Source organism: Pseudarthrobacter sp. S3 (assembly GCF_050156905.1).
In the GTDB taxonomy this organism is placed as follows: domain Bacteria; phylum Actinomycetota; class Actinomycetes; order Actinomycetales; family Micrococcaceae; genus Arthrobacter.
Window position 1 is genome coordinate 1,106,104 of the sequence record NZ_CP189583.1, and the last position, 24,027, is coordinate 1,130,130.

The 24,027-nt window shown below is 64.8% G+C and carries 26 protein-coding genes; 17 read left to right on the top strand and 9 right to left on the bottom strand.

What is annotated here, in order from left to right; genetic code table 11:
- The first annotated feature begins 66 nt into the window (after positions 1-66).
- The 3 genes from ACQCSV_RS05430 to ACQCSV_RS05440 all read left to right on the top strand — a co-directional run bounded on the left by ACQCSV_RS05430 (position 67) and on the right by ACQCSV_RS05440 (position 2,457).
- The gene (locus ACQCSV_RS05430) at positions 67-738 is read left to right on the top strand and encodes a hypothetical protein (protein ID WP_354165491.1); all 672 of its coding nucleotides are present in this window, start codon (positions 67-69) and stop codon (positions 736-738) included.
- 179 nt (positions 739-917) lie between these two features.
- Positions 918-2,312 carry an OFA family MFS transporter gene (locus tag ACQCSV_RS05435; RefSeq protein WP_354154109.1) on the top strand — a complete coding sequence of 465 codons (1,395 nt, stop codon included), beginning with the start codon at positions 918-920 and terminating at the stop codon, positions 2,310-2,312.
- 1 nt (position 2,313) lies between these two features.
- Complete coding sequence (locus tag ACQCSV_RS05440; protein ID WP_354154108.1) at positions 2,314-2,457, top strand: MFS transporter small subunit; 144 nt, start codon at positions 2,314-2,316, stop codon at positions 2,455-2,457.
- On the opposite strand, the gene ACQCSV_RS05445 is transcribed toward ACQCSV_RS05440, so the two are convergent.
- The 3 genes from ACQCSV_RS05445 to ACQCSV_RS05455 all read right to left on the bottom strand — a co-directional run bounded on the left by ACQCSV_RS05445 (position 2,454) and on the right by ACQCSV_RS05455 (position 4,468).
- Entirely contained in the window at positions 2,454-2,750 is a 297-nt protein-coding gene (locus ACQCSV_RS05445; RefSeq protein WP_426939254.1) for a hypothetical protein, read from the bottom strand. The two genes, ACQCSV_RS05440 and ACQCSV_RS05445, sit on opposite strands and share 4 nt — an antisense overlap.
- Positions 2,701-3,546, bottom strand: coding sequence for a fumarylacetoacetate hydrolase family protein (locus tag ACQCSV_RS05450; RefSeq protein ID WP_354154107.1), 846 nt, complete (start codon positions 3,544-3,546; stop codon positions 2,701-2,703). The genes ACQCSV_RS05445 and ACQCSV_RS05450 overlap by 50 nt, the downstream gene beginning before the upstream one ends.
- Before the next feature lie 337 nt (positions 3,547-3,883).
- Positions 3,884-4,468 (bottom strand): histidine phosphatase family protein, encoded by a 585-nt coding sequence (locus ACQCSV_RS05455; RefSeq protein ID WP_354160202.1) that lies wholly within the window; start codon positions 4,466-4,468, stop codon positions 3,884-3,886.
- Between the two features lie 93 nt (positions 4,469-4,561).
- On the opposite strand from ACQCSV_RS05455, the gene ACQCSV_RS05460 reads away from it, so the two are divergent.
- The 8 genes from ACQCSV_RS05460 (at position 4,562) to ACQCSV_RS05495 (ending at position 11,612) form a co-directional block, all read left to right on the top strand.
- Positions 4,562-4,858, top strand: coding sequence for a hypothetical protein (locus tag ACQCSV_RS05460; RefSeq protein ID WP_426939255.1), 297 nt, complete (start codon positions 4,562-4,564; stop codon positions 4,856-4,858).
- Positions 4,859-4,906: 48 nt separating this feature from the next.
- A complete protein-coding gene (locus ACQCSV_RS05465) occupies positions 4,907-6,271 on the top strand; it encodes an MFS transporter (RefSeq protein ID WP_426939256.1) in 1,365 nt (454 codons plus the stop codon).
- Between the two features lie 54 nt (positions 6,272-6,325).
- On the top strand, positions 6,326-6,937 hold the full coding sequence (locus ACQCSV_RS05470; RefSeq protein ID WP_426939257.1) for an SOUL family heme-binding protein: 612 nt from the start codon (positions 6,326-6,328) through the stop codon (positions 6,935-6,937).
- A 492-nt stretch (positions 6,938-7,429) separates the two neighbouring features.
- The gene (locus ACQCSV_RS05475; RefSeq protein WP_354160196.1) at positions 7,430-7,849 is read left to right on the top strand and encodes a hypothetical protein; all 420 of its coding nucleotides are present in this window, start codon (positions 7,430-7,432) and stop codon (positions 7,847-7,849) included.
- Between the two features lie 4 nt (positions 7,850-7,853).
- On the top strand, positions 7,854-9,089 hold the full coding sequence (locus ACQCSV_RS05480) for a hypothetical protein (protein WP_426939258.1): 1,236 nt from the start codon (positions 7,854-7,856) through the stop codon (positions 9,087-9,089).
- 106 nt (positions 9,090-9,195) lie between these two features.
- On the top strand, positions 9,196-9,648 hold the full coding sequence (locus ACQCSV_RS05485; protein WP_426939259.1) for an OsmC family protein: 453 nt from the start codon (positions 9,196-9,198) through the stop codon (positions 9,646-9,648).
- Between the two features lie 243 nt (positions 9,649-9,891).
- Positions 9,892-10,965 (top strand): methyltransferase, encoded by a 1,074-nt coding sequence (locus tag ACQCSV_RS05490; RefSeq protein WP_426939260.1) that lies wholly within the window; start codon positions 9,892-9,894, stop codon positions 10,963-10,965.
- A 326-nt stretch (positions 10,966-11,291) separates the two neighbouring features.
- Positions 11,292-11,612: a GYD domain-containing protein gene (locus ACQCSV_RS05495; protein ID WP_354154098.1), complete on the top strand. Its 321-nt coding sequence runs from the start codon at positions 11,292-11,294 to the stop codon at positions 11,610-11,612.
- Positions 11,613-11,922: 310 nt separating this feature from the next.
- Here the strand turns inward: ACQCSV_RS05495 and ACQCSV_RS05500 are convergent, their stop codons facing one another.
- Together ACQCSV_RS05500 and ACQCSV_RS05505 are read right to left on the bottom strand one after the other, a co-directional pair.
- Positions 11,923-13,092: a histidine kinase gene (locus ACQCSV_RS05500; protein WP_354154097.1), complete on the bottom strand. Its 1,170-nt coding sequence runs from the start codon at positions 13,090-13,092 to the stop codon at positions 11,923-11,925.
- A 207-nt stretch (positions 13,093-13,299) separates the two neighbouring features.
- Positions 13,300-14,004: a response regulator transcription factor gene (locus ACQCSV_RS05505; RefSeq protein ID WP_354154096.1), complete on the bottom strand. Its 705-nt coding sequence runs from the start codon at positions 14,002-14,004 to the stop codon at positions 13,300-13,302.
- A gap of 187 nt (positions 14,005-14,191) precedes the next feature.
- On the opposite strand from ACQCSV_RS05505, the gene ACQCSV_RS05510 reads away from it, so the two are divergent.
- The 4 genes from ACQCSV_RS05510 (at position 14,192) to ACQCSV_RS05525 (ending at position 16,292) form a co-directional block, all read left to right on the top strand.
- On the top strand, positions 14,192-14,479 hold the full coding sequence (locus ACQCSV_RS05510) for a hypothetical protein (protein WP_426939261.1): 288 nt from the start codon (positions 14,192-14,194) through the stop codon (positions 14,477-14,479).
- Between the two features lie 100 nt (positions 14,480-14,579).
- Positions 14,580-15,260: a hypothetical protein gene (locus ACQCSV_RS05515; protein ID WP_354154094.1), complete on the top strand. Its 681-nt coding sequence runs from the start codon at positions 14,580-14,582 to the stop codon at positions 15,258-15,260.
- A gap of 175 nt (positions 15,261-15,435) precedes the next feature.
- On the top strand, positions 15,436-15,813 hold the full coding sequence (locus ACQCSV_RS05520) for a hypothetical protein (protein ID WP_354154093.1): 378 nt from the start codon (positions 15,436-15,438) through the stop codon (positions 15,811-15,813).
- Positions 15,814-15,920: 107 nt separating this feature from the next.
- Positions 15,921-16,292 carry a toxin-antitoxin system HicB family antitoxin gene (locus tag ACQCSV_RS05525; RefSeq protein WP_354183882.1) on the top strand — a complete coding sequence of 124 codons (372 nt, stop codon included), beginning with the start codon at positions 15,921-15,923 and terminating at the stop codon, positions 16,290-16,292.
- A 124-nt stretch (positions 16,293-16,416) separates the two neighbouring features.
- Here ACQCSV_RS05525 and ACQCSV_RS05530 read toward each other — a convergent pair whose 3' ends face one another.
- Positions 16,417-17,085, bottom strand: coding sequence for a metalloregulator ArsR/SmtB family transcription factor (locus ACQCSV_RS05530; RefSeq protein ID WP_354154091.1), 669 nt, complete (start codon positions 17,083-17,085; stop codon positions 16,417-16,419).
- Positions 17,086-17,480: 395 nt separating this feature from the next.
- Here ACQCSV_RS05530 and ACQCSV_RS05535 point away from each other — a divergent pair, with 395 nt between their 5' ends.
- Positions 17,481-17,822, top strand: a complete 342-nt coding sequence (locus ACQCSV_RS05535) for an OsmC family protein (RefSeq protein ID WP_426939262.1) — start codon at positions 17,481-17,483, stop codon at positions 17,820-17,822.
- 52 nt (positions 17,823-17,874) lie between these two features.
- Positions 17,875-19,245 carry an MBL fold metallo-hydrolase gene (locus ACQCSV_RS05540; protein WP_354160176.1) on the top strand — a complete coding sequence of 457 codons (1,371 nt, stop codon included), beginning with the start codon at positions 17,875-17,877 and terminating at the stop codon, positions 19,243-19,245.
- A 187-nt stretch (positions 19,246-19,432) separates the two neighbouring features.
- Here the strand turns inward: ACQCSV_RS05540 and ACQCSV_RS05545 are convergent, their stop codons facing one another.
- From ACQCSV_RS05545 to ACQCSV_RS05555, 3 genes are all read right to left on the bottom strand, one after another.
- On the bottom strand, positions 19,433-19,807 hold the full coding sequence (locus ACQCSV_RS05545) for a cupin domain-containing protein (protein WP_354154088.1): 375 nt from the start codon (positions 19,805-19,807) through the stop codon (positions 19,433-19,435).
- A 236-nt stretch (positions 19,808-20,043) separates the two neighbouring features.
- Positions 20,044-20,313: a TetR/AcrR family transcriptional regulator gene (locus tag ACQCSV_RS05550; RefSeq protein ID WP_354154087.1), complete on the bottom strand. Its 270-nt coding sequence runs from the start codon at positions 20,311-20,313 to the stop codon at positions 20,044-20,046.
- A gap of 230 nt (positions 20,314-20,543) precedes the next feature.
- On the bottom strand, positions 20,544-24,008 hold the full coding sequence (locus ACQCSV_RS05555) for an SNF2-related protein (RefSeq protein WP_426939263.1): 3,465 nt from the start codon (positions 24,006-24,008) through the stop codon (positions 20,544-20,546).
- Between the last annotated feature and the right edge of the window lie 19 nt (positions 24,009-24,027).

The window sequence follows — 24,027 nt, forward strand, 5'->3', positions numbered from 1 at the left end:
CGGGAGAGTACGACGGCGGCACGCCTTTTCGGTACGGCGGAGCGGGGGCAGTGGGAGGATGAATCCGTGGACCAATTCTTTGACTTCCTACGCCACTACTGGTGGCTCGTCTTCCCTCTCAGCGGAATGGCCGGAGGGTGGGCAAGGCAGTGGTCCAAGGCCAGCGAACGCCGGCACCGTCGCCGTCTGGAGCTGTACAAGCTCAAGAACCAGGCGGTGCAGGCCGAACAAGCCAGCCAGGCCCAGGTCGCCGCCTTGATGTCAGCGCACGACGCCGTGAACCGGCGGTGGCTGGACTATGAGCTTGACGTGGGGAAACTTATCGACTTCCCGCTCATGACGGATGTACGGGAACCCCTTACCGTCGCATTCCTCCGGGCCAAGAAAGCAGCGGACGGTGTGCGGCCGGCCAAGCCGGAGGAGATTACGACGGCGGCCCGGCTGGCTGAGTACCGGACGGCCGTTCACGGCTTCGAGCTGGCATTCGACGTCGCGGAGCGCGAAGCCAAGCGGATTAAGGACAGCAATTTCACGGGTCCCGAACGCCAGCGGCTGGCAACGGCAAGGAAGCTGCTCAACCTCGCCCTGGACAATGCCGCCACACCGGCGGAGCGGCAGACGGCCTACAGGCGCGCCCGTCGGGAGCTGGATGGGCTGATCGTCCTGCCCGAGGCAACGGTGGCGGCACTGGAAGAGAAGATTGCCAGGCAATTGGGTAGGCGGGCGGCCCCGGAATAGGTGCACGCCCGGACTGGTTAAACTTGCCGTTCGTCGCCTATACCTCGCCGCTCGGCGCATTAATAGTACGTTTGCTTATGATTTGCACCATGATTGCCCAAGGTGAAGGTTCGTCTTGAGGGTCCTGGTCCTCCAGATCGTTGGACACCGACGTCTTCGACAAGCAACGGGAGCAGAATATGAGCTGGCTGGACCGTGAACGAACTATTGCCCCGCCGGGATTCAATCGCTGGCTGGTACCGCCCGCGGCGCTGGCGGTCCACCTCTGCATCGGCCAGGCCTACGCGACCAGCGTGTATAAGACGGCATTGGTCAAGCACTTCGATGCCAGCCTGACCGAAATCGGCGTGATCTTCTCCATCGCCATTGTGATGCTGGGCCTCTCGGCCGCGATCATGGGCACTTGGGTGGACACGAACGGCCCGCGCAAGGCGATGTTCACTTCGGCCGTGTTCTGGGCCAGCGGCTTCCTGATCGGTTCGCTCGGCATCTTCAGCGGCCAGTTGTGGCTGGTCTACCTCGGCTACGGCTTCATCGGCGGCATCGGCCTGGGCATCGGCTACATCTCGCCGGTGTCCACGCTGATTAAGTGGTTCCCTGACCGCCCGGGCCTGGCCACCGGCATGGCCATCATGGGCTTCGGTGGCGGCGCGCTGATCGCCAGCCCGGTGTCAACGGCGCTGTTGAAGATGTACGACCCGAACTCCGATGCCAAGGGCTGGGTGGCCAGCGGCGACTCCGTCGGCAAGCTCTTCCTGACTCTCGCGGTCATCTACCTGGCCTACATGATGTTCGGTGCCTTCACCATTAAGGTGCCCGCCGACGGCTGGCGGCCGGCAGGGTTCGACCCCGCCAAGGTCAAGGCCGCCACGCTGGTCACCACGGAGAACGTGTCCGCCAAAAATGCCATCAAGACCAGGCAGTTCTGGTTGGTCTGGATTGCCCTGTTCTGCAACGTCACCGCCGGCATCGGGATCCTGGAACAGGCCGCGCCGATGATCCAGGACTTCTTCCGCCAGTCCGACGGCGTGTCCCTGGTCAGTGCCGCTGTCGCCGCCGGCTTCGTCGGGCTGCTCTCCATCGGCAACATGGCCGGGCGCTTCGCGTGGTCCGCCACCTCCGACGTCACGGGCCGCAAGCGCATCTACATGGTGTACCTCGGCGTCGGGGCCATGCTCTACACGGTGCTGGCGTTGGCCGGCTCCAGCACCACCGTTCTCTACGTGGCACTCGCATTCGTCATCATTTCCTTCTACGGCGGCGGCTTCGCCACCGTCCCCGCCTACCTGCGGGACCTCTTCGGTACCTTCCAGGTGGGCGCCATCCACGGCCGACTGCTGACTGCCTGGTCCGCCGCCGGGGTTGCCGGGCCGCTGATCGTCAACGCCTTCCTGGACGCCCAGGGCAAGCCCGGCCAGCTGAACGCCGCCTCCTATCAGCCGGCGCTGCTTACCATGGTGGCGCTGCTGGTGGTTGGTTTTGTAGCCAACCTGCTGGTCAAGCCGGTCGACGCACGATTCCACGAATCCCGCCCCGACCGCGGGCGGTCCCAAGCACCTGCCATGGAGGCCTGAGATGAGCACTGCACACACCCCCGGCGCGCAGGCGCCCAACAAAGTGTCCACCGGCAGAGTGGCCCTGGCATGGGCCCTGGTGGGGGTGCCGCTGGCCTACGGGGTCTACGAAACCCTGACCCGTGTGGCGGCGCTGTTCGGCTAGCGGTTGGCGAGCGTCAGAAGTTGCCTTCCGCCACGGCCCCACGAGGGGACGCAGTGCGCCTCGTCCACCACGAACAGCGGGACGTCCAAGGCCGCGAGCCGTTCCACGGTCCCGGTCTTGGCCAGCTGTTCGGGGCCAGGAAGACGACGGCGGCGTCGCCGCGCCTTGCGCTGCCAGGCGTCGAGGTCATCGGGGGTGGCGCTGAGGAGCGCTTTCCAATTCCCTGTTCTGACCGTGCCTTCCTCAGGCCTGGATGAATTCCTGGCGTTGGCGCCCGAGGCCTTCCACTTCAATTTCGAGGACGTCGCCGGACTTCAGGTACGGGAAGCGCCCTGACAACGCCACCCCTTCCGGGGTGCCGGTGCAGATCAGATCCCCGGGCTCCAATACAAGGTACTGGCTGAGGTGGTGGATGAGGGTGGCGACGTCGAAGATCAGGTCCCTTGTGGTGGAGTCCTGGCGCGGTTCGCCGTTGACCCAGCTGCGCAGCCGCAGGTTGCCGGCATCCACCTCGTCCGGGGTCACCAGATACGGGCCAGTGGGGCAGAACCCGGCGCAGTTCTTGCCCTTGGACCATTGGCCGCCGGACACTTCGAGCTGGAAGTCGCGCTCGGACAGATCGTTGACCGTGACGAAACCGGCGATATGGTCGATGGCCTCCGACGGGTTCGCGAGGTAGGAAGCACGCGCACCGATGACGACGCCGAGCTCGACCTCCCAGTCCGTTTTGCTGGAGCCGCGGGGAATCGCGACGGCGTCATGGGGCCCTGCGACGGTGTTGGGGGCCTTGTGGAAAAGAAGGGGGAAGGCAGGGGGAGCGGAGCCGGACTCGGCGGCGTGTCCTGCGTAGTTCAGGCCGATGCCATACACCGCGGAGGGCCTAGTAATGGGGGCGCCGATCCGGAGGCCGTCGGCCTCCAGCTCGGGCAATTCGCCGGCGGCCAGGGCTGCGGCGGCGCGGGTGGGCCCGCCGGACGACCAGAAGTCGGCGTTGATATCCGCAGTCAAGGACGCTAGGGAGTAGTACTTTTCGCCATTCACGATGGCGGGGATTTCGGAACCGGATGTACCCAGACGTGCGAATTTCATTGATTCAGCTCTTTCTCGGAAGGCAGGATCAGTCGTTGGTGCCGCATCTCGGCCCAGGCCTTGACGGCGAGGGGATGGTCAGCCGGCCGTATGGCCCGGGCCAGCAGTTCCAGAGGTGCTTTTCGTCATTCTAGGTGGGGCCAGCCGTAGTAACCGACTGTGACTGTGGCTCGGTTTTCAACACACCGACGTTCACCGCCCCGCCTGCCGTTGTCCCAGCCTGACAGCAACGCGGGGTCGCTCTTCGCCCATCCTGATGGCCGGGATGGGCGAGAAGTGACCCCGCGTTGGTTTGTGTCGCGAGGTGATACCCGGAGTCCAGTGGACCCCTGTGCGGTCAGCTCATGGCCGCGGCCGTCAGCTGCTCGCCATTGAGGTATTCGAGTTGCCAGCCGTCGGCGGGGTGGTGGTGGGCCAGGTTGAGCACAGCGTTGTCGATGCGCTCCAGCTGAAGCCCGATCGCACGGTTGAGGCTCAGCCGGATGAGCGTTCCGTGGGCGACGACGAGGATGCGGCCGCCGCGGAACTCCTCGGCCAGGGCTTCCAGCGCCGCGAGTCCACGGAGCGCTGCTTCGTCCTCGCTCTCCGCGCCACGGAAGCCGCCGGGGATGCGCAGTGCCTCCAGCTCGGGGCCGTCCTGGAGTCCTTCCGCTCGGCCAAAGCTGCGCTCGGCGAGTTCCGGCACATGCCGGTCGACGCCGAGCCGCAGCCCGCCGGCAATCAGGTCAGCAGTTTCCGCGGCACGGCTCAGCGGCGAGGACACGACGGCGTCCCATTCATAGCAGGAGAGGGCGTTGACGGCTTCCCGGGCCTGGCCGCGGCCGACGTCGTTGAGGGGAATATCGGTGGATCCCTGCAGCCGGCGCTGTGCATTCCAGTCGGTCTGGCCATGGCGGATGAGAGCGAAGGTTGTGAGGGTCATGCTGTCAATTGTCTCTGAGCTTCGATGGGCGCGGGAATCGTCCCTTCACGTAGCGCCGGAACCGGAAACGAGTATCAAGTTGCGGTTCTTGGTGTGAAGCTCAACGCCACCGAAGAGGTCGTTTCCAACAACATGTTTAACGACCCCCCGGAAGGAAGGTATGTCCTCGTCGACCTTGCAGTGACCTACGCAGGGGCTGATGAAGGAACACCGTGGATCGACCTGTCGCCGACCTTCGTAGGCACAGATGCACGACAATACGATGCCAGCTCGTGCGGCGCCTCTTTGAACAATGGGGCAATGCATGTACCGACGCTTGAAAAGGGCGGTCAGGCAAGCTATCAAGTCTGCATGGATGTGCTGGTTGGGGCGATTGAAGGAGGCCTTTGATCTGAGTAGGTCCGTGACCCAAGGCAACCATGCGCCAGACTTAGGAGCGTGACGAACAAACCCCGTCCTGGCCTCGCGATCGCCGCGCTCAGCCTCGGCACCGCCCTGAACCCGTTGAACTCCTCTATGATCGCCGTCGCGCTGGTGGTCCTGAGGGAGGATTTCGCGCTCGACGTCGCCACCGTCACCTGGGTGATCACCTCCTTCTACCTCGCATCCGCGGCCGGTCAGCCGCTGATGGGCAGGCTCGCGGACCGCTTCGGGCCGCGCCGCCTGTTTACCTTCGGGATGGCCCTGGTGGCCGTGACGTGCGCACTGGCTCCGTTCGCGCCAAACTTCGCGCTGGTCTGCGTGGCCCGCGCGCTCATGGCCGTGGGGACCGCGACGGCGTACCCGTCCGCCGTCGTGATGGTCACCGAACTGAGCCGGCTGGCGAAGCTGTCGTCCACCCGCCCGCTGGGCCGGATCCAGATGGCGAACACGTCGGCGGCCGCGGTGGGACCCGTCGTCGGCGGGTTGCTGGTGAGCCTGCTGGGCTGGCAGGCGCTGTTCGCCGTCAACGTGCCGCTCGCGCTGCTGGCGCTGTTTGTTGTGCACCGGGCGGCGCCCGCCGATTCCGGTCGCGAGAGCGGGAAGCTCTCAACCCTGATCCGCGACTCCGACATCCCCGGCATCCTGGCCTTCGTGGCCTCGCTGATGCTCGCGATGATGGCGCTGCTGAACGTGATGCCGGGATACCGCTGGTGGCTCCTGGGTGCCGCGACGGTCATTGCCGCGCTGTTCGCGTGGCGCGAGCTGCGCTTCCGCCCACCCTTCCTGGACTTGCGGCTGCTGGGCCGGAACCGGCCGCTGCTGCTGGTGTATCTGGTGTTCGTCCTCTTCAGCGGCGTCTACTACTTTGCGTTCTTCGGCCTGCCGCAGCTGCTGCAGGAGGCGGGGCATTACGACGCCGGGCTGGTGGGCCTGCTGATGTTTCCCCTGGCGGCGATGTCCGTGCTGGTCACCCCGGTGACCGTACGGCTGATTGAGGGGTTCGGCGTGCGTTCGGTGATGATCGGCGGTGCGCTGATCCTGCTGGTTGCCTCCGGCGGGCTGGGGGCGTTGACGTTGTCCCTGTGGCCGCCTTTGGTGTTTGGGCTGACCGCGTTGATGGGGGTTCCCTACGGCGTGATAAGCACGGCATCGAACCAGGGCCTGTACGTGTCCGCCCGGCCGGAGGAGAGGGGAGTGGCAGCCGGCATTTTCCAGACCTGCCGCTACCTAGGTGCCATCACGGCGACGGTACTGATCGGCGTGCTGTACGGGCCCGGAGTGAACCAGGCGAACTGGGGGCTGATGGTCCTGGTGATGCTGGGCCTGGGCGCCGTGGTGTTGGCGTTGACCGCGGCGTGGAAGCGGCAGCCAGGGGTGTAGGTGTGGCCTGGTGTCTGGCCGCCTGTGCCGGACGGGCGTAGGGTCTGGAGGACCATGACAGAACAGCAACCCTACGAGCTGGTCAACAGCTACCCGCACTTCGAGTTGCGCCGGTATTCCGCGCACGTTGTCGCCGAGGTGCACGTCAAGACCACCTTTGACCGCGCCGGCAATGCTGCCTTCCGGCACTTGTACAATTACATCAGCGGCAGCAATACGGCCCAACAGAAGCTGGCAATGACGGCTCCGGTCATCCAGGAGAGCGGGCCGTCACAGAAACTGGCGATGACCGCACCGGTGCTGCAGACCGGTCCGACGCCCGGCAGTGATGCGCAGGCTGATTTTGTGATCGCTTTTGTGCTCCCTGCGGGATTGACGGCTGAGACAGCTCCGGTTCCGACGAACCCTGACGTTCGGATCCGCACCATCCCGGGTTCACTTGCCGCAGCTGTTCGCTTCTCGGGCAGCGGCACCGGCGCGGCCTTTGCGCGCCGAAACACGGGGCTGCAGGACGCGCTGACCCTGGCCGGGCTGACGGCCGTGGGGGCGCCACGGTTTGCACGCTTTGATCCGCCGTTCAAGCCGTGGTTCCTGAGGCACAACGAGGTTATCCAGGATGTGCAGGAGTCCAACGCTCGTGAAACGACCGGCATCGCCCCCGCCTAGGTGCGCCGCACAAGTTCAGGCTGGACAGATGGACGAAGCTTTGCCACGCCGGCATTGTATCCAACGACTTTAGTATTACCTCGGACACCATTGACGCATGGCGCTGCGGCGAGGATGATATTGAATTGTAGGCAGTGGCAGCCGGAAAGGTAAGAGGCCCTGCTGGTGACATTCAAAAGGGATTTGCTATGACCCAGAATCAATTTCGGGAATGGCCCGCGCGATCACGCCACTGGCAGGATCGGCGAATAATTCCTTTTTGGATAAGTAATGGAGAGAGTATCGGGCTGGGCGATGCGGTTAAAGACCTGACAAACTTTGCCGGAATCCCGCCGTGCAGCGGCTGTGAACAGCGAGCAGCTTTCCTTAACAGGCTTTTGCGCCTGCCGCGGTTCCGGAAGCGGAACCGGTCCTAGGTATCGTGTTGCCCCGGCGCCATGCCGGGCTGCCGGCCTGCCCGCAGTGCGGCCGGCGGAGTGTCAGGAGGCGGCCATGCCGCAGCAAGTAGTGGTAACGGAACGTTATTGGTGTCCCGGGCCGTGGCCCTGGGAGTGGTTCGATACATGCACGCGCAAGGTGACCAAGTGGTGCTATGACTTCAGCTGGGTCGAGGAAACCGGCTACGGGCTGGCCAGCCATCTGAAAGGGTGCGAAAACGGAATTCTTTACAGTTGGTGGGCGTTTTCCTTCAATATCTGGGGCAGTACCCAGTATGGTCCGGGAAGAATGTGTTTTACCAGCAAATTGAGTTCATCGGGACGCTGCGCCGCATCGGCCGTTTCGGGGCTGACCGTGACGGCGGAAGCGCCGCGGATTCAATCCAGGGCCCGCCGCCAAATCCGCAGACCGGTACACCGGCCGTTACCGGATGAAAAAGAGCATTCCACGCGTGATGACGACGGTTCGAAGTAATTCCATGCGCGCCACACTGAATTTGGAAACGGTGCTGCAGAATGTCCATTGCCATGACGAGGGCGATGGGTGGGGAAATGCGGAGCCGTATATCTGGACCGTGTTCTTCAAGGTGGATGGGGACAACTACGCCGTCGAGGCCGGGTCCGGGCTGATCGGCTCACCCACCATCGTGTCCAGCAACGGAAGCCACGGGAACCTGGGTAACACGGACGTGGACGCCGGGGACGATGTGGCGGTGCCGGACGCCGTCGGCCTCTGGTCCACCAAGCTGAAACCTATCCCTGTCAACGATGCCGGGCTGCGTGCCTTACTCGGCGCGGATGACATCCCGGCCATCGCCGGCGTGGTGGTGTCCCTGATGGAGGAGGACGGCTGGCCGGACTCCCTGGCCAACACGGGGTACTCGGCGTTTGTGGATGCTGTCCAGCTGGCTGTGGTCAAGGTGGCCGCGAGTTTCCAACACGCGCTGGCGGCGCCTACACCACAGGAGATCAAGGACCAGATCGAGGTGGTGAAGGCCTCGGCCGCCACGTCGGTCAAGGCGGCAGTCAAGAACGCCATGTCCGGTTGGGAGCTGATCTGGTACGGGACGTTCGGGAACAATGACGACGGGATCGGCACCGAAGCGTTCACCACCACTAGCGATGAGCTGGTGGCCACACCGGTGATCGCGATCAACCGGCGGTGGTCGGGGGATGAATCCGGGGACGGGGATTGGGAGATCAGCGGGGTGTTCCGCGGCTTCCCGCAGCTGGACTGCCACCTCGAGAGGCTGTTCTCGTTCAGCGCCGGCAGCGAGGCCCGGCAGGAGGAGTCCCGAGCCAAAAGCTTCGACGCGATGCGGGTCTTCCGGGACGGTGCGTTCCGTGAGTCTCCGGGCCTGGGTGCTTGGTGGGCAGAATTCGCCGCGGCGAGCCCGGCCCTGGCCATGGTCGCGGAGCAGCGCCCGGACGTGCAGGAGGCACTGGACGGGCTGGTGCACGACGCCGGCACCTGGCTGGCGGACGGGGCGGAACGTATCGGCGGGCAGTCTCTGGAACGCCTGAACACCGTCCTGGATGCCCTGGCCGTGGACGCGCCCGGCCGCCAGGCCCGCGTGCTCCGGCAGGCCAAGCGCCTGGTGAAGCGAATGGACGGGGCCAGCTTCGAGGATGCCCTGCGGTTCGCCGCCGAGATGAAACCCGTGGGCAGGACACCGCGCAGGGACCAAGCCCAGCAGACCGGGATGCGTGCCTAGGAGGGCGCCCGGTCCGAACCGGAACTTTCGCCAGCGCACGGGGCAAAGCGGCGTCCGCGGGCCATGTCCATGATGCACCGCTGCCTGCTGGTGGCATCATGGTCCAATGAGCGAAAACAACGATCCCACGCTGCGTTCCGTCGAGCTGACCCGGACGGCAACTGCCCGTTACGTGGCGCGCAATGCCGCGGGCGCGGAACTTGAATTCGGCCACGGCGAAGGCCTGCTGAGCCCGGTGGAGCTGCTGCTGGCGGCGATCGCCGGATGTTCGGCCATCGACGTGGACACGGTGACGGCACGGAGCGCCGAGCCCACGTCCTTCCACGTCTCGGCGACCGGCCACAAGGTGGTTGAGGACGGTGCGAGCCGGGTGGAGGGCCTGCACCTGTCCTTCAACCTGGGCTTTCCCGATACGGCTGAGGGGCAGAAGGCCGCCGGCATGGTGGAGCGGCTGGTGGACCTCTCGCATGAGAAGTACTGCACTGTGTCACCGACAGTGGAGCACGGAACTGCCGTCACCAACGAGGTCCACGTCGCGGTTGGTGACACCGAGGGCTGACGGGGTGCCGGACGAAATCCGGCCACGGCACCCCTGTATCCTGAAATGTAGGTTGAAGGGCTCCAGCGGCCATCGACCAAGCTCAGTTCGTGACCGGATGACGGTCCGGAACCTTGGAACGGACCTCTTATCAGTACTGGCACACCAGCTTCCCGGGGAATCCCGACGTCGGCCCTCCAGACGGCGGGCACGGCTGCGGCGGATGATCCCGCCGTCGTGACCTGGGTCGAGGCTGGTGAGAGCATGACCGCGCGATGGCGTTCGGCGAACGGCAGACCGGTGCCGACGCGCGTCGAAGTGGTCACCGATTCCCTCACAGCCGATGAGGCGAACCGGATGGCGTCACAGGGGATCGCGATGCTCTGGCACGGTGACTTCCATAACGCACGTCAGATCCTTAACGCCATGGACCGGCGGGTCGGCGCCGGAAAGAAGATCGCAGGAACTCCGGCCGAGAAGTTCTATCGGCACCGCCAGTCCCGCTCGCATCGTGCACGCATGCTCGGCCTGCTGCTGATTCCTCTTGATCCGGGCCCGGTGGCGCCGCTGCGCCGCGCACCGGATATCCGGGAGGCCGCCGCTGAAGCGTACGGCGATATCGGCGAATCTTCCGTTGTGTCCCTGCATGAGCTGGTCGGGGCCATTGGCGCCCACGAGTGGCGGCGGAACGGCGTCTACGTCGATGCCCTGCAGGACCGCATCCACCCGCACTATGGCACGTTCTTCCCCACCCGGAGTGAATATGTGGATCTCGTGGCCGCCGCGCCACTGCCCTCTGACACGCTGGCGTTCGACGTCGGAACCGGCACCGGGGTGCTCGCTGCCGTCCTCGCGCGCCGTGGTGTCCACCGCGTGGTGGCCACGGACAATGAACCGCGTGCCATTGCCTGCGCCGGTGAGAATTTCCGGAACCTCGGTGTCCAGGACCGCGCTGAGGCCGTCCTGACCGACATGTTCCCGCCCGGACGGGCGCCGCTCGTTGTGTGCAACCCGCCCTGGATTCCGGCCACGCCGCATTCGTCCCTGGACAGCGCCGTCTACGACCCCGGCAGCAGGATGCTGTTCCGCTTCCTGAACGAACTCTCCGACCATCTGGAGCCCGGCGGTGAGGGCTGGCTTGTCCTTTCCGACCTGGCCGAGCACCTGGGCCTGCGCTCGCGTGAGGATCTGCTGGCCGCCATCGAGGCGGCTGGGCTGAAGGTGTTGGACCGGCTCGGCACCAAGCCAACGCACTCGAAGGCATCGGACCGCGACGATCCTCTGTTCGAGGCGCGCGCCGCCGAGGTCACGTCCCTGTGGCGGCTTGTCAGCCGATAGTCACAGGCTTCCCCGCAACGCGCGCTCCACAGGTGGAACGCTCCGATGCTGTTCTCTCGCCGATGCCAGGGACGAGGTTCGGGCCCGGAGTGGTATCCCCGTGTATTGACGGCCTGGAGCCCGAGGAATAGCGTCGGCGGTAGCGGGGTCATTCACCCCGTTTCCACGGAATAAGGGGCAAGATCTGGGCCGCTCCTGCACGGCCATGGAGCCAGGTGAGGAGGATTCTGTGCGGACGTCATCCTGTATCAAACGTACCCGGGGTCCGCGGATGCCTTCCGGATGGCCGCGGAATACCGGGACAGGGATCCAGGGAAGGAAAGACCATGCCGAAGTATCTGTTTGAAGCGACGTACGTGGGCCAGGGAATCAAGGGGCTCATGCAGGAAGGCGGCACCAAGCGGCGCGAGGCTTTGAAGGAGGCCCTCAGCTCCGTAGGGGGAACGCTGGAAAGCTTCTACTACGCCTTTGGCTACTACGACGTCCTCGGCGTTTTTGAGGCGCCGGACGATGCTAGTGCCGCAGCACTGTCGCTGCTCATCAATTCGACGGGGAACGTCAACGTCCGCCTGAAGCCGCTCCTGTCGGTGGAAGACCTCGACGAAGCAGCCAAGAAGACGCCGTCCTACCGGGCCCCAGGACAATAGGCGCCCGGGACAATAGGGAGTCTGGCACCCAGCCGGCGGGCCGCCGTCGTAAATTCCGACGGCGGCCGCTGGCTGGGTACGGACGGCGCGGCATGCGGGCCGGACGGACTTTGCAGGATTGTGCCCAAGATGGCCAACCCCGAATCTGATACTGGTCTCGATGCCGGCGCCGAAGCAGAGGCGCGGCGCAGGCGTCTTGAAGTCCTTTGTAAATGCCCTCACGGCGGCGTCGTAGGCAGGGTATTTGAGCCCGATGATCGTGAGGGCGAACGTCAGAACGTAGAAAACGTCCACATCCTCGGGAAACTCCCTAAGGCGACGAGGGGAGGCGGGCGCTCAGGAAGAACCCCCGGTTCCTGGGCCCCCATTCGATGCTTCCCCCGGCGACTTCCACTCTCTCCTTGAGCCCCAGAAGTCCATAGCCCGAAGTACCGTCAAGATGGTTCTCGGGCCTGCCGCCTCCGTCGTCGGAAATGTTGAGGGTCAGAGTACGGGGTTCCCACCGAAGATCGATGAGCGCGTTCGTTCCTGATCCGGCGTGCTTGGAGATGTTCGTCAGCGACTCCTGCACCACGCGGTACGCAGCGTGGCTTACGCTCGGGTCAAGCTTTCCAACCTCCCCGGATGCCTTCATGTCCACCTGCACTCCCGCTGAACGGACAGGCTCTATCAGCCCATGAATGTCGTTAAGCGTCGGCAGCGGGCTTTGCTGTTCTTCGTCCGCCGTCCCACCGTGTGGCTTCAGCAGTCTCAGAAGGCGGGCAAGTTCCTGCGCCGCCTCAGTGCCAACGGACTCGATCACGTCCAGAGCCTGGGCGGCACGTTCGGGATCGGTATCTATTACTTTGCGTGCACCGGCTGCGTGCAGCATCATCACGGTGACGGCGTGGGAGACGATGTCGTGCAGTTCCGCGGCGATGTGGGCACGTTCCTGGACGATGGCGGCTTCAGCCCTGCGTCGCTCCTCTTCCAGCGAGCTGATGCGGAGACGGTTTCGCGCCACAAAACGGCCGAATGCCCAGGATCCTCCCAGCCACACGGCTCCGGTACCGATGAACCACAGATCCTCATCAAAGGGCCTGCCGGGTGAAGTAACAAGGACAGGAAGGGCAATTGCGGTAATCCATGCTGTCAGGGACTGCCGCAGCGACATATCGGATGCCACTGCTGCCAGCGCCACCAGGACAGTCGTTATTGGCATGTAAGGGACGCGGTAAATCTCCGAGAAGTTGAAATAGTTCGGAGTGACGAGGACTACGAAGATCGCCTGATGCAGCAAGAGCCCGGTGAAAACCATTATGGGGGCGCGGTGCCTCCAAAGGAGCGGGATGAATCCGCCCGCCACGTAAACAAAAGCCGCCACGGCCAGGACTCCCGAGAGCGAGCCGGAGGTAGCCGGAAAAAAGCTGGCGAGCTCGAGGGCAAAAGCCAGCAGCACGACGGTGAAATCTGCCCGGGTGAAGCCATGTGACCGTTTCACCCCCGCCGAACCAGAATGTGCCACTTTGACCATCGAATATTTTTGGACCACTGCCCACCTCACAACGGGTTACCAGTCATGGCTATGCCTCTGTCCCTAGTGTGCGCCCGGGAACGATTGCCTTCATCCATCCTCCGTATGGGCGATGGCATACACCCCCGGGTGGACTCTTGCGGCAATCGGAGATGGCGTCTCAGACTCGAATGCTCAGCCACGTCCGTTCGGCTTGACCAGGCCCAAACGGTAGGCCGCCGCCACAGCCTGCGCCCGGTCCGCCACCCCAAGTTTCATCAGGATGCGGTGCACGTGTGTTTTCACGGTCGCCTCACTGAGGAACAGGTTTGCGGCGACCTCGGCGTTATTCATTCCGCGGGCAATCGCGGCCAGCACTTCCCGTTCACGGCGAGTCAGCTCATCCAACTCGGCAGGGGTGGGGAGAAACGGCTCCGGCCTGTTCGAAAATTCCTCGAGGAGTTTACGGGTGACATTCGGGTCAAGCCAGCCGGCTCCCTCGGCGAGGGCACGGATGGCGGATGCCAGGATGCGTGGCGCCGAGTTCTTGAGGATGAAGCCGGAGGCGCCGGCACGGAGGGCGGCATGGACAGCCTCATCTTCATTGAAGGTAGTCAGGATGAGGACCGGTATCGCTTCCCTGTGGCCGGTATTGAACTCTTCGGAGGTGAGGATGCGGGTAGCCGCGACGCCGTCCATGACTGGCATGCGAATATCCATCACCACGACGTCGGGCTGCAGCCCCGCGACCACCTCAATGCCGGCGCGGCCGTTACCGGCCTCCCCGACCACCACCATGTCCGGCTCTGACTCCAACAGCAGCGCCAGTCCTGCCCTGATCAGGGCTTCGTCATCAACAAGGACCACGCGGAGGCGGCCGTAGGCTTCACCGGCCGGCACGGGCGCACCTCTTCGTGTGCCATCCATGAGTGGACACTATCCATCCCCGAGCTGAAAAGCCACGGCCAAAATGTACCCGGGGGAACCGGGCGCCGCTACGCCGTGGGGTGTAGCTGATGACCGCGCCGCATCCCCTGCCGATGTACACCGGAATGGCTACCGGGGGTCGACGCGCCACTTGCGTTCCGTGATCAACACTGATGGCTATCAAGTCCATGAAAAAAAGGTCATGGACGAGAAAAACCAAGGAGCCCCGATGGCCTGGAAATCCGGACAACGAAGAGCATGGCTGACCATCAGCATCGTCTTCAGCCTCGGCCTCATTGGGACAGCGTCCTCCGGGACCGCACGGGAAAGCACAGTACCTCCAACATCAACGGACCGGCGGGACGTCCCAAGTCAACAAAATCATGCGCCCATACAGCTGAAAGGCTCACCGGAACTCTGGAAGTTCCGCCTCATCATCGACAGATGAACAAAGGAAAGGAATCATCATGAAAACCCGTCCAGACCCAGCAACCGACAAACAATCCGGGGGCCGTGGAGGCTCGGTACAGCCGGCGCCAAGGGGGGCCATGACCATCATGGACAGGGTCGGAGCCTTCAGCGGCGCCGCATATTTCATCGTGGCGAACGCTGCAATTGCCATAGGCGCAGACGCCGCAACGCCTGATGCGCCAACGGGGCAGGAGAGCCTCGATGCTTTGGCACGTATGGCCGCAAACCCGGCCGCCCAGGCGGCGATCAGCATCGAATTTCTGGCGTTCACGTTTTGGATGACTTTCATCGGTTACGTGTGCTGGCGCCTGCGCGCTGCGGGCTGGGTAGCTGCAGTGGCCCTGGTCGGCGGTGTTGTCGAGATTGCAGTGAAGCTGGGTTCCGCGGCCCCTCTCATTTCGGGCTATTCGCTGCGTGACCAGATTTCACCGGAGCAGGCCGCCATTCTCACCCAGATGAACAAGGCCGACTTTATGGTGGGACTGCTGCCGGCCGGTCTGTTCGTGCTCTGCGCCGCCATCGCTGCCCTCAGGACGAAGGAGTTGGGCCGCGTGCTGGCATTGTCCGGCATTGTCATCGGGGCGGGCAACATCGTCACTGCGTCGGTCAGTGGCGTGAATCTTCCGGAGTCCGGCTTCGCGCCGTCGTTCCTGCTGATCCTGGTCTGGGAGCTGGTGATCAGCCTGCGCTGGGGCTTCGCCCGCAACCACCCAAGGGTTCGGGCCGCCGTCAGCCCGGCAAACCCCGTCATCAGCTAGGGCCAGCGTCATTTCAACGGGAACCAAAGGCGGGCTGCCGTGGCTTCCCGCAGCATGTTTCGTCATTCTTCTGCCTTGCTGCATGGTCCTGTGCCTGGATCTTTATCCAGGCACCACCTATATAGATCACTTGTCCTCCTCGCTGGGCCTTCTCGCTGCGGGAAGCCTTCTGGTATTGAAACCACTCGCGGCCCAAGCGCTGCCCGCCGCCATGCCGGAGGGGCACCGGGACCAGATGAAATATGCGCTCCGCTCCGGAGTCCTGCCGCTGGCCACTCTGTTCAGTGACTGGCGCGATGAACTCACACAACAGGGGAGAGCGTATTCGCTGGTCCTCCGGGCACTGCCGGCCGGGACAGCGGTGGTCATCCTGATCGATGGCTACGGTATCCTTCGTGATCCCGCAGGGGGCCTCTTTTTCCTGTGCTGCGCCGTGGCCACCTCATTGTTGGGGGTTGCGGTGTTTGCATTCTCAGCGGTCCGGCTGAAGAACATTGACGCCGTGGAGGGCAAGCTGCGCGAACAGATCCGCCTACTGGATGCCCAGGCCTGACCCGTGTATTCACCGTGGACGCCATGGCGGGTTGACCAGGTCAGCTGCAGCGGGGCCCGTCCTTGCCCGCCCGCCCGTGCTAGCTCGCCGCCGCCTTGGCTGCCCGCGTGGCGATTCGAGGTCGGACAGGGGGCGCCCGGCCGGTCCGCATTCCGCTGGACGACGCTGAGGGCCATGATCTCGACGCCATGGCCGCGGCCATCACCGCGCCCCAAGATCATCCTGCTCTGCACCCCCAACAATCCGACGGGCGTGCCGATCACCACGAACGCGTCCAAGCCTTCCCGCAGTCCGTCTGCTCCGACGTCCTGGTGGTGATCGACGAGGCCTACGTGGAATATGCCGAAGCGGGCAGCGGCCGCGTGCCCCCGGAACTGCACCGCAAACTGGCGGTTGAGGCTGCCAATCACGGCGTGCCCCTCAACAAGTACGCAACGGAGCTTCTGACGGCTCACGAGGTTCCGGCGACAGGTGGATGATGACGTTATCGGCCGGCGGGAGCGCGTCAAGAACGGCACGGCAGGCACAAACCTTGCGCGTCCGCGGCGTCGATGCGAGTTGTCACCTCGGACCAGCAGATTCCCTCGATAACGCCGAAGCGTTCTAGGGCATGTGGCCCTCAGTGGGGAGACGCGCGGCAGCCCATTCGGGGAAGCCGTCTTCGAGGCGTGCGGCTTCAAGGCCGTTCCCGGTCATGATCCGGACCGCGTCGTCGGCGTACACGCAGTAGGGACCGCGGCAGTAGGCCACCACCTCGGCGTCCTCGGGGATTTCGCCAAGGCGTGACTGCAGGTCGCTGACCGGGATGCTGATGGCGCCGCGGATGTGGCCGGCGGCGTACTCAGGTGCGGGCCGCACGTCCAGCACCACCACGTTGCCGTCGCGTAGCCTGGTCTGGAGAGTGTCCCGTGTGATGGTGCGGAGCTGGCTCCGGTCGCCCACGTAGTCGGCCAGTAGTTGCTGCAGCCCTGCCACGTGCTCTTCTGCGAACTGGCGCATGGCCCGCCACAGCTCGTGCACTACGGGGCCGGACAGCGAATAGTAAACCCGTGTTCCCTCACGCCGGGTATTGACCAGCCCGCACCTCAGCAGCCGCTGCAGGTGCTGGGAAGTATTGGCCACGGTCTGGCCGATCTCGTTCGCGAGTTCCTCGACAGGCCGTTCGCCCTGGGCGAGAACGTCCACCAGCTCGGCCCGCCGGCCATTCGACAAGCCCTTCGCCGCATGCGCGAGTGAGTTGTAGAGCAGCGCCTTCGCCGCATGATCTGACATTGCGCCTCCTCTTCTGTATTCAAGTTTTCTCTTGACAATACACCCTTATAAGGTGTCCCATTCAAGAAAGCTATTGAGTTTGTTCAACAGTCCTGAAATCCCTAGCCGCCCGGGAGGATCAGGCTGGGGCCCCCAGCAGTTGCCGGGCTGACGAGGGCACTGGACGATTCCCGGACGGGGGGGGCGGACCGCAGCCCCGTATTCCACAGCAGAAAGAAAGAAAGAATCAGATGGCAAACAGGACGATGCCGCAGGTTAACGGAATCAATACCGCGGGGTGGGAAGCGTTCCGCAACGAGGTGCGGAAGGACTCCTCGGTGGCCGATAGACGGCCTACCGTCACAGCTCGCTGGGTGGGCGGATCTCGCTCGGAGGTTGAATTTGAAGGAAAGACCATGCACATCGGCGGTGACGGGGACTTCAATGCCATGCAGGCGGTTCTCGCAGCGCTGGCCGCCTGCGACGTCGACCTCGTGGCGCTGCACGCGGCATTGCTCGGACTCGAGGTGAAGGACCTGCGCGTCGAAGCCACGGGCCACTTCAATGTCCAGGCATATCTTGGGCTCGAGGCACCGGGCTCGGGGTACACCGGAATCTCCTACAGGATCATTCTTGACTCCCCGGGCGCCAGTAACGAACAGATCCGCCTACGGCGTGAACGAATCGAGCGCTCCTCTCCTGTCGGTGACTCCCTCTGCCGGTCCATCCCACTGACGATCGAGTTCAGCGCAAACTGAGGGCGCCGGCATCGCCGCACACCTAACAGACCACGAGCGGAGGAGTACCATCGTGAACCTGCATCTGATTCCCATCGTTGATGAGGGGCTGGGCAATTCCACCTACCTTCTGGATCTAGGTGCTGGATTGGCGCTGGTGGTTGACCCGGAGCGGGACGTGCGTCAGGTGCGGAAGGAGGCCCGCCGGCTCGGGCTGACCATTGCATTCGCCGCCGAAACACACCTGCACGCGGACTTCATTTCGGGGGTACGCGAACTGGCAGAAACCGAAGGAGCCACGGTTCTTGCACCGGAGGTTGGCCCCCGCGGATTCGCCCACACGGCGATGACGGACGGGGACAGGCAGCACCTGGGGGCGTATACCCTGCAGGCGCTGGCGACACCCGGCCATTCGCCCGAACACCTTTCCTATTTGCTGATCGACGGCGACGAGCTTGCCGGTGTGTTCACCGGCGGGTCTTTGATGGTGGGAAGCGCGGGACGGACAGACCTGGTCAGCCCGGAACTGACGGTGCCCTTGGCCCGGGCCCAGTACCGCTCGCTGCAACTGCTGATGGAACTGCCCGACGAGACCCTGGTGTGGCCCACCCATGGTGCCGGGTCCTTCTGTTCCGCGGGCTCGGCGGCGGAACGGACGACGACGATCGGCCGGGAACGGGCCACTAATTCGCTTCTGCAGGCCACGGGCGAGGACGCTTTTGTCGCTGCCCTGCTCGGTTCGCTCGGCACCTTCCCGGACTACTTCCTCCGGCTGGCGGAAATCAATCTGCGCGGACCCGCCGTGCTCGCAACCGCGAAGGCTCCCACTCCGCTTCCCCATCAGCAAGTCATCGAGCTCCAGGGCCAGGGCGCCCAGATTGTGGACACCCGGCGGCCGGCGGATTTTGCCGCCGGCCATATTCCCGGCTCCCTTTCCATCACGCTCCGCCCGGTGTTTGCCACCTGGCTTGGATGGCTGGCCGATCCGCAGCGGCCAGTGGTTATTGTGCGCAGCCCTGACCAGGATCCCGAGGACATCGCCTGGGCGGCGGCCAAGGTGGGCTTCGACACCCTTGCCGGGGAACTCGACGTCGGCCGTCCTGCCGGAGGTGATGCCTTCGAAGCAGCGACGTCGTCGTTGATCGGGGCCGGGCGCCTTCTTACAGGTCCCGAAGCGTCCTTCTCCGTCGTCGATGTACGCCAGGCCGCAGAATTCCGGACAGGCCGCATCACCGGCGCCCGGCATCTCGAATTGGGGGAACTCGCACACCGCCTCTCAGAACTGCCGCCCGGCCCCATCGTGGTGATGTGCCGCCACGGAGAGCGGGCCATGACGGCGGCGAGCATCCTCGAACGCGCCGGCCGCACCGACGTTGCGGTGCTGGACGGCGGTGCTGCCGACTGGGCGCGCGCTGCGGGCCGCCCCCTGGAACGGGGACGATAGCCCGCCCGGCACAAGCGTGGCAGCGTCGTCGAGGCGGACGATCTGCTGGCCACCTCGTCCGCGGCACCACCACCGGCAGTGCCGTGCAGCTCGCCACGTGGTGGCGCTCAGCGACGGGTGTGCGACTGCGCGCGGCCGCCGCTGAGGACGACGGCGCCCGTCGCCGGCGCTAATCGGACTCAATCATTTAGTCGGACTTGGCGTATGCGGCCGCACTCATGATTTCGTACCCCACGAACGTCTCGTCGTTTTCAACCCATGCGTCGTGGCCCGGCGGAATGGCGTAGGCGTCACCGGCGTGGATTGTGGTGCGGGTCCCGTCTTCCAACTGAACAGTGAGTGTGCCGGCGGTGCAGAAGCCCAAGTGGTTGTTCTGGCAGCTGTCGGTGTGGACCACGGTTTTGACCGTCTCGGACCAGCGCCAGCCCGGTTCGAAGGTGAACCTGCCCAGCGTGGTGCCGCCAATGTTGACCACGTCGACTTCGGTCTTTGGCGGACGGCGCTTTTCATCCGGTTCGTTGAAGGACTTTGATTCAAGGGTTGTCACAGTTACTGCAGGCATTTCAGTTCTCCTCAACAGGGAGTGGTTTATAACTGTTCCTCCGGAACGCGATTGGGGCTCCGGGAATGCAGGTCCGATGGGGCCCGGGAATGCCGTAAGGGCTGAACGAGACTTGCGACGGGAGGCCTCAGGAGGCCCGACGGCGGGACAACAGCTAGGGCGGTACGCCGCTGCGCTTTCCGCTGCCAAGGATCCTGGCGACGGAAGCGATTCCGGCAAAGATTTCCCTTTTCGCCTTACGGCCACCTGAATAGTGACCCATGAGAGTCACACTGCTCGGCGTGATCAGGGAAGCTACCTCGGCAGTGAGAAGGCCCCACTCCCGCATGACCGTCCTCGGGTGGGTCTCGCGTTCCCGCATGGCATCGGAGCGCTTGTACGCAGGGACGAGACCCGGCGCCGGCCAGGTTTCGGTCGTAGAGGGCGCGGACCAGTCCCGTCTTTCCACCGAAGGCTTTGTAGACCGTCTCGACCGAAACGCCGGCCTCGGCGGCGATGGCGGCCACTGTGGCGCTTGCGTACCCCCGCTCACCAAAGCTGAGGTGGCGAAGCCCCGATTCTTCTTGGGCGTGTGCTCCAGTGCCATCAGTGCGGCTCCGCCCCATTCACCGCCGACGGCGATTCCGTGGATCAGCCTTGCCTGCCGGCGCAACACTGTGCCGCTCCGCTGTAGGCCGGGATGGCCGGCTACCGGGCAGGGCTGGAAAACGGCGGTTACGGAGCAATCGATGAGGACCTAACCGTCGAACAGGCCCCTGACGTCGTCCGCGGACAGCGCTGAGGCGAACATCGCGTCGTCGTCCAGGACAGCGGTGAACAGCTTTGCCTTCTTTTCCTTGAGCGCCATGACTTTCTCTTCGATGGTGTCCTTGGCCACCAGCCGGTAGACCATAACGTTCCGTGTCTGGCCGATCCGGTGCGTGCGGTCAACGGCCTGCGCTTCCGACGCAGGGTTCCACCATGGGTCCAGCAAGAAGACGTAGTCCGCCTCGGTCAGGTTCAGGCCGAACCCTCCGGCCTTCAGCGAAATCAGGAAGACGGGTGCGGTGCCGGACTTGAACCGCTCGATCACCTCACCGCGCCGCCGGGTGCTGCCGTCCAGGTAGGCGTAGGGGATGCCTTCGGCGTCCAGCCGCGCCGCGGCCTTGCCCAGGAAACCGGTGAACTGACTGAAGATCAGGGCGCGGTGTCCCTCGGCCACGATGTCGCCGAGCTGCTCCAGCAGGGCATCGAGTTTACTGGACGGGACGGACGCGTACTTCTCATCCACCAACGACGCGTCCAGGCTGAGCCTGCGCAGCGTGGTGAGGGACTTGAAGATGGCGAAGCGGTTCTTGTCCATGTCTTCAAGCAGCCCCAGGACCTTCTGCCGTTCGCGCTGCAGGTGCCGCTGGTAGATGGTGCGGTGCCGGGGTGCCAGTTCCAGCTCCAGCACCTGTTCCTGCTTGGCGGGCAGGTCCTTGGCCACCAACTCCTTGGTGCGCCGCATCATCAGCGGCCGGATCCGCCGTCGTAGCTGCGCCAGCTTGTCCGGGTCCCCCTCCTTCTCCACCGGGATCCGGTAGTAGTCGCTGAAATTCTTCGACGACGGGAACAGGCCGGGGGCGGTGATGGAGAACATGGACCACAGCTCCATCAGGTTGTTCTCCATGGGTGTGCCCGTGATGGCGAGCTTGAACGGGGCCGGGAAGCGGCGGGCGTTCTGGCTGGCCTTGGTAGCTGGATTCTTCACGAACTGCGCCTCATCCAGCAGGAGCCCGGCCCATCGCCGGGCGGCGTAGGCCTCGTAGTCCAGGCGGAACAGTGTGTAGGAGACAATGACGACGTCGGCGCCGGCGGTGAGTGCCGCGGGATCAGTGCCGCTGCGCTGCAGCGTGTCCGTTACGGCTGTGACGCGCAGCCCGGGGGCGAACCGTACGGTTTCCGCGGCCCAGTTGGGCACCACGGAGGTGGGGGCGACCACCAGGAAGGGATGGCGTGCATCGGCGTCCCGGTCCGGGACGCCGATGCCGTTTTTTGCGTGGCAGACCAGGGCAATGGCCTGCAGGGTCTTGCCCAGGCCCATGTCGTCGGCGAGCACGCCGCCCAGGCCCTGCTCCCACAGGAAGGCCAGCCAGTTGAAGCCTTCCTGCTGGTAGGGGCGCAGCGACGCGTGGAGGCCTTCGGGCTGCGGCACGTCCTGGATCCCCGAGAACTGCAGCAGCCCGCCGACGCTCCGCCGCCAGGCATCCGCCTGCTCCGCGGTGGCGGCCAGTTCCTCAAATTCTTCCCAAAGCGCGGCCTGGTACCGGCTGATCCGCAACGGACCTTCCTGGTCCTGCAGGGCACGGGCTTCCTCGATCAGCCGGCGCAGCTGCAGGAATTCGGGTTGGTCGAGCCGGAAATAGTTCCCGCTGGAGAGCATCAGGTGTTCCTCGCCGGTGGCGAGGGCATGGAAAAGCTGCTGGAAGTGGACGTCTTCCCCGCCCAGGGTGACGCTGACGCCCAGGTCGAACCAGTCGCCGTCGTCCGTTTCCTTGGTGCTGACGCTGACCAGCGGACTGTCTGTCAGCTCGCTGTAGTCCGGGACCTCGCCGGCGATGACCACCCGGACGTACTCGAGCTTTTCCAGCAGCGGGAGCGCTTCGGTGGTGAACCGGGCGGCGGCGACGCTCTTGAGTACGGCCGGTTCGGTGCTGCCGGTGTGCCCGGACCGGGCGTCCGGGAACTGCTCCCGCCACGCTGCCGGGTACGCGGCCAGTGCAGCCGCCACGCCGGCCAGGAACTGGGCTTCGACCCCGGGGTCCCGGTGCCCGCCGCCGCCGGGGGTAAGCGGCTGGCGGGTGGTGGTGCCGGCTGAGGCGTACTCCCAATGCCATTGAAGCTGCAGGATGCCGGGTTCATGGGTGGCCGTCAGCACCAGTTCCGGAGGCAGGATCTGCGGCAGTTCCACCGAGCCGTCGCTGGATACGATGTCGGTTGCCTGCGCCAGCTGGGGGAAGGTCTCGCCCAGGAAGGAACTGCGGGCCGATGCCGGAACCAGCAGTTCCGTGCGGTGCCGGATCAGCGGCCGGAAGGTCTCCGGGACGGACGAAATGATCGGGGCGAGGTGGAAGCCGGCCGGGGCAGTACTGGTGCCCGGCCCTGTGGCGGGATCCCACCAGAACACGCCATGGCCGGGCCGGCCGATCATCCCCATCGCGCGGTGGTCGGGTGACTCAGTCCCGTCATTGACGGTGACGTGCGGGCTCAGCCGGAGGCCGCCGTCGTGCTCGCGGAGGTCCATGGAGATGGTGACGGGGTCGTGGATGGCCACAGCCTCTCCGGACTTTGCCGCGATCAGCGCCACGCCTGCTTCCTTCGCGTCGGCGAGGAGTTGCCAGAGCAGCGGGCTGTGGAATTGATCCACGGAAAGGTGCGTGCCGGTGCTGGGTACCCCTTCAATGGCGTAGACGCCGGCGAACGCGCGCATCCAGCGGATCTGTTCCGGCTTGAATTCCTCGAGTTGGTAGCCGTAGCTTGAACGTCCGAAGGTATCCCAGCGCAATTGGGCAGTGACCCACTTGCCCTTGACGCCCAGCTTCACGGGGCGGGCCGCCAGGCTGATGGCTGTGGCCGCCTGGCTGTCCCAGGGATCGTTCAGCCCCGGCGGGGACCAGGTCCGGCCGGGCGCTGTTTCCTGAAGCTCCAGTTGCACGCCGAGCTGCAGCGTACGTGCGGGGGTGGACCGGTTGGCGTGGGGGTTGAATGCCGTGTACCGGGGCGCGGCCTGCGGGTGCAGCAGGCTGTGGAGCTGCCGCTGCCACGGATGGGGCGGCGCCTGCTTCGTGGCTGCCTTTCCCACGGGTTTTTTGGCAGTCGGTGGGGTTTTCCCTTTCGGCTCAGGTGCCATCTCCAAGAGCATCGGCTGCTCCATCGCGGGTCCGCTGCTGATTTCCAGGAGCAGCGCAGCCACGTGCTTGCAGTTGTACGCCATGGGGCACGAGCAGTACCCCCATTCAAGGCGGAGGCCGTCTACGCCCTGCTTGAACGACGCCTTGGTTCGGTAAGGCGCGTCGCGGTTGCCCTGGACCTTGCCTTTTAGTTCCAGGTTCTTGGGATTCCATTCGACGTTGAAGACCGCAGCCTTGCGCGCGTAGGTACGCCCGCGGCTTAGCGAGGTGGCGCCCACAAGGGAGCTGATTACGGGATCGGCGAGCTGCGGCGGGTGCGTCAAAGTCACACGTAAACGGTACCGGGAC

Coding starts and splice junctions, on each gene's coding strand:
- ACQCSV_RS05475 (WP_354160196.1), top strand. CDS start 7,430: ATGCCGCAGCAAGTAGTGGTAACGGAACGTTATTGGTGTCCCGGGCCG.
- ACQCSV_RS05535 (WP_426939262.1), top strand. CDS start 17,481: ATGCACATCGGCGGTGACGGGGACTTCAATGCCATGCAGGCGGTTCTC.
- ACQCSV_RS05450 (WP_354154107.1), bottom strand. CDS start 3,546: ATGAAATTCGCACGTCTGGGTACATCCGGTTCCGAAATCCCCGCCATC.
- ACQCSV_RS05495 (WP_354154098.1), top strand. CDS start 11,292: ATGCCGAAGTATCTGTTTGAAGCGACGTACGTGGGCCAGGGAATCAAG.
- ACQCSV_RS05490 (WP_426939260.1), top strand. CDS start 9,892: ATGACCGCGCGATGGCGTTCGGCGAACGGCAGACCGGTGCCGACGCGC.
- ACQCSV_RS05480 (WP_426939258.1), top strand. CDS start 7,854: ATGCGCGCCACACTGAATTTGGAAACGGTGCTGCAGAATGTCCATTGC.
- ACQCSV_RS05455 (WP_354160202.1), bottom strand. CDS start 4,468: ATGACCCTCACAACCTTCGCTCTCATCCGCCATGGCCAGACCGACTGG.
- ACQCSV_RS05515 (WP_354154094.1), top strand. CDS start 14,580: ATGACCATCATGGACAGGGTCGGAGCCTTCAGCGGCGCCGCATATTTC.
- ACQCSV_RS05440 (WP_354154108.1), top strand. CDS start 2,314: ATGAGCACTGCACACACCCCCGGCGCGCAGGCGCCCAACAAAGTGTCC.
- ACQCSV_RS05530 (WP_354154091.1), bottom strand. CDS start 17,085: ATGTCAGATCATGCGGCGAAGGCGCTGCTCTACAACTCACTCGCGCAT.
- ACQCSV_RS05435 (WP_354154109.1), top strand. CDS start 918: ATGAGCTGGCTGGACCGTGAACGAACTATTGCCCCGCCGGGATTCAAT.
- ACQCSV_RS05545 (WP_354154088.1), bottom strand. CDS start 19,807: ATGCCTGCAGTAACTGTGACAACCCTTGAATCAAAGTCCTTCAACGAA.
- ACQCSV_RS05470 (WP_426939257.1), top strand. CDS start 6,326: ATGACAGAACAGCAACCCTACGAGCTGGTCAACAGCTACCCGCACTTC.
- ACQCSV_RS05485 (WP_426939259.1), top strand. CDS start 9,196: ATGAGCGAAAACAACGATCCCACGCTGCGTTCCGTCGAGCTGACCCGG.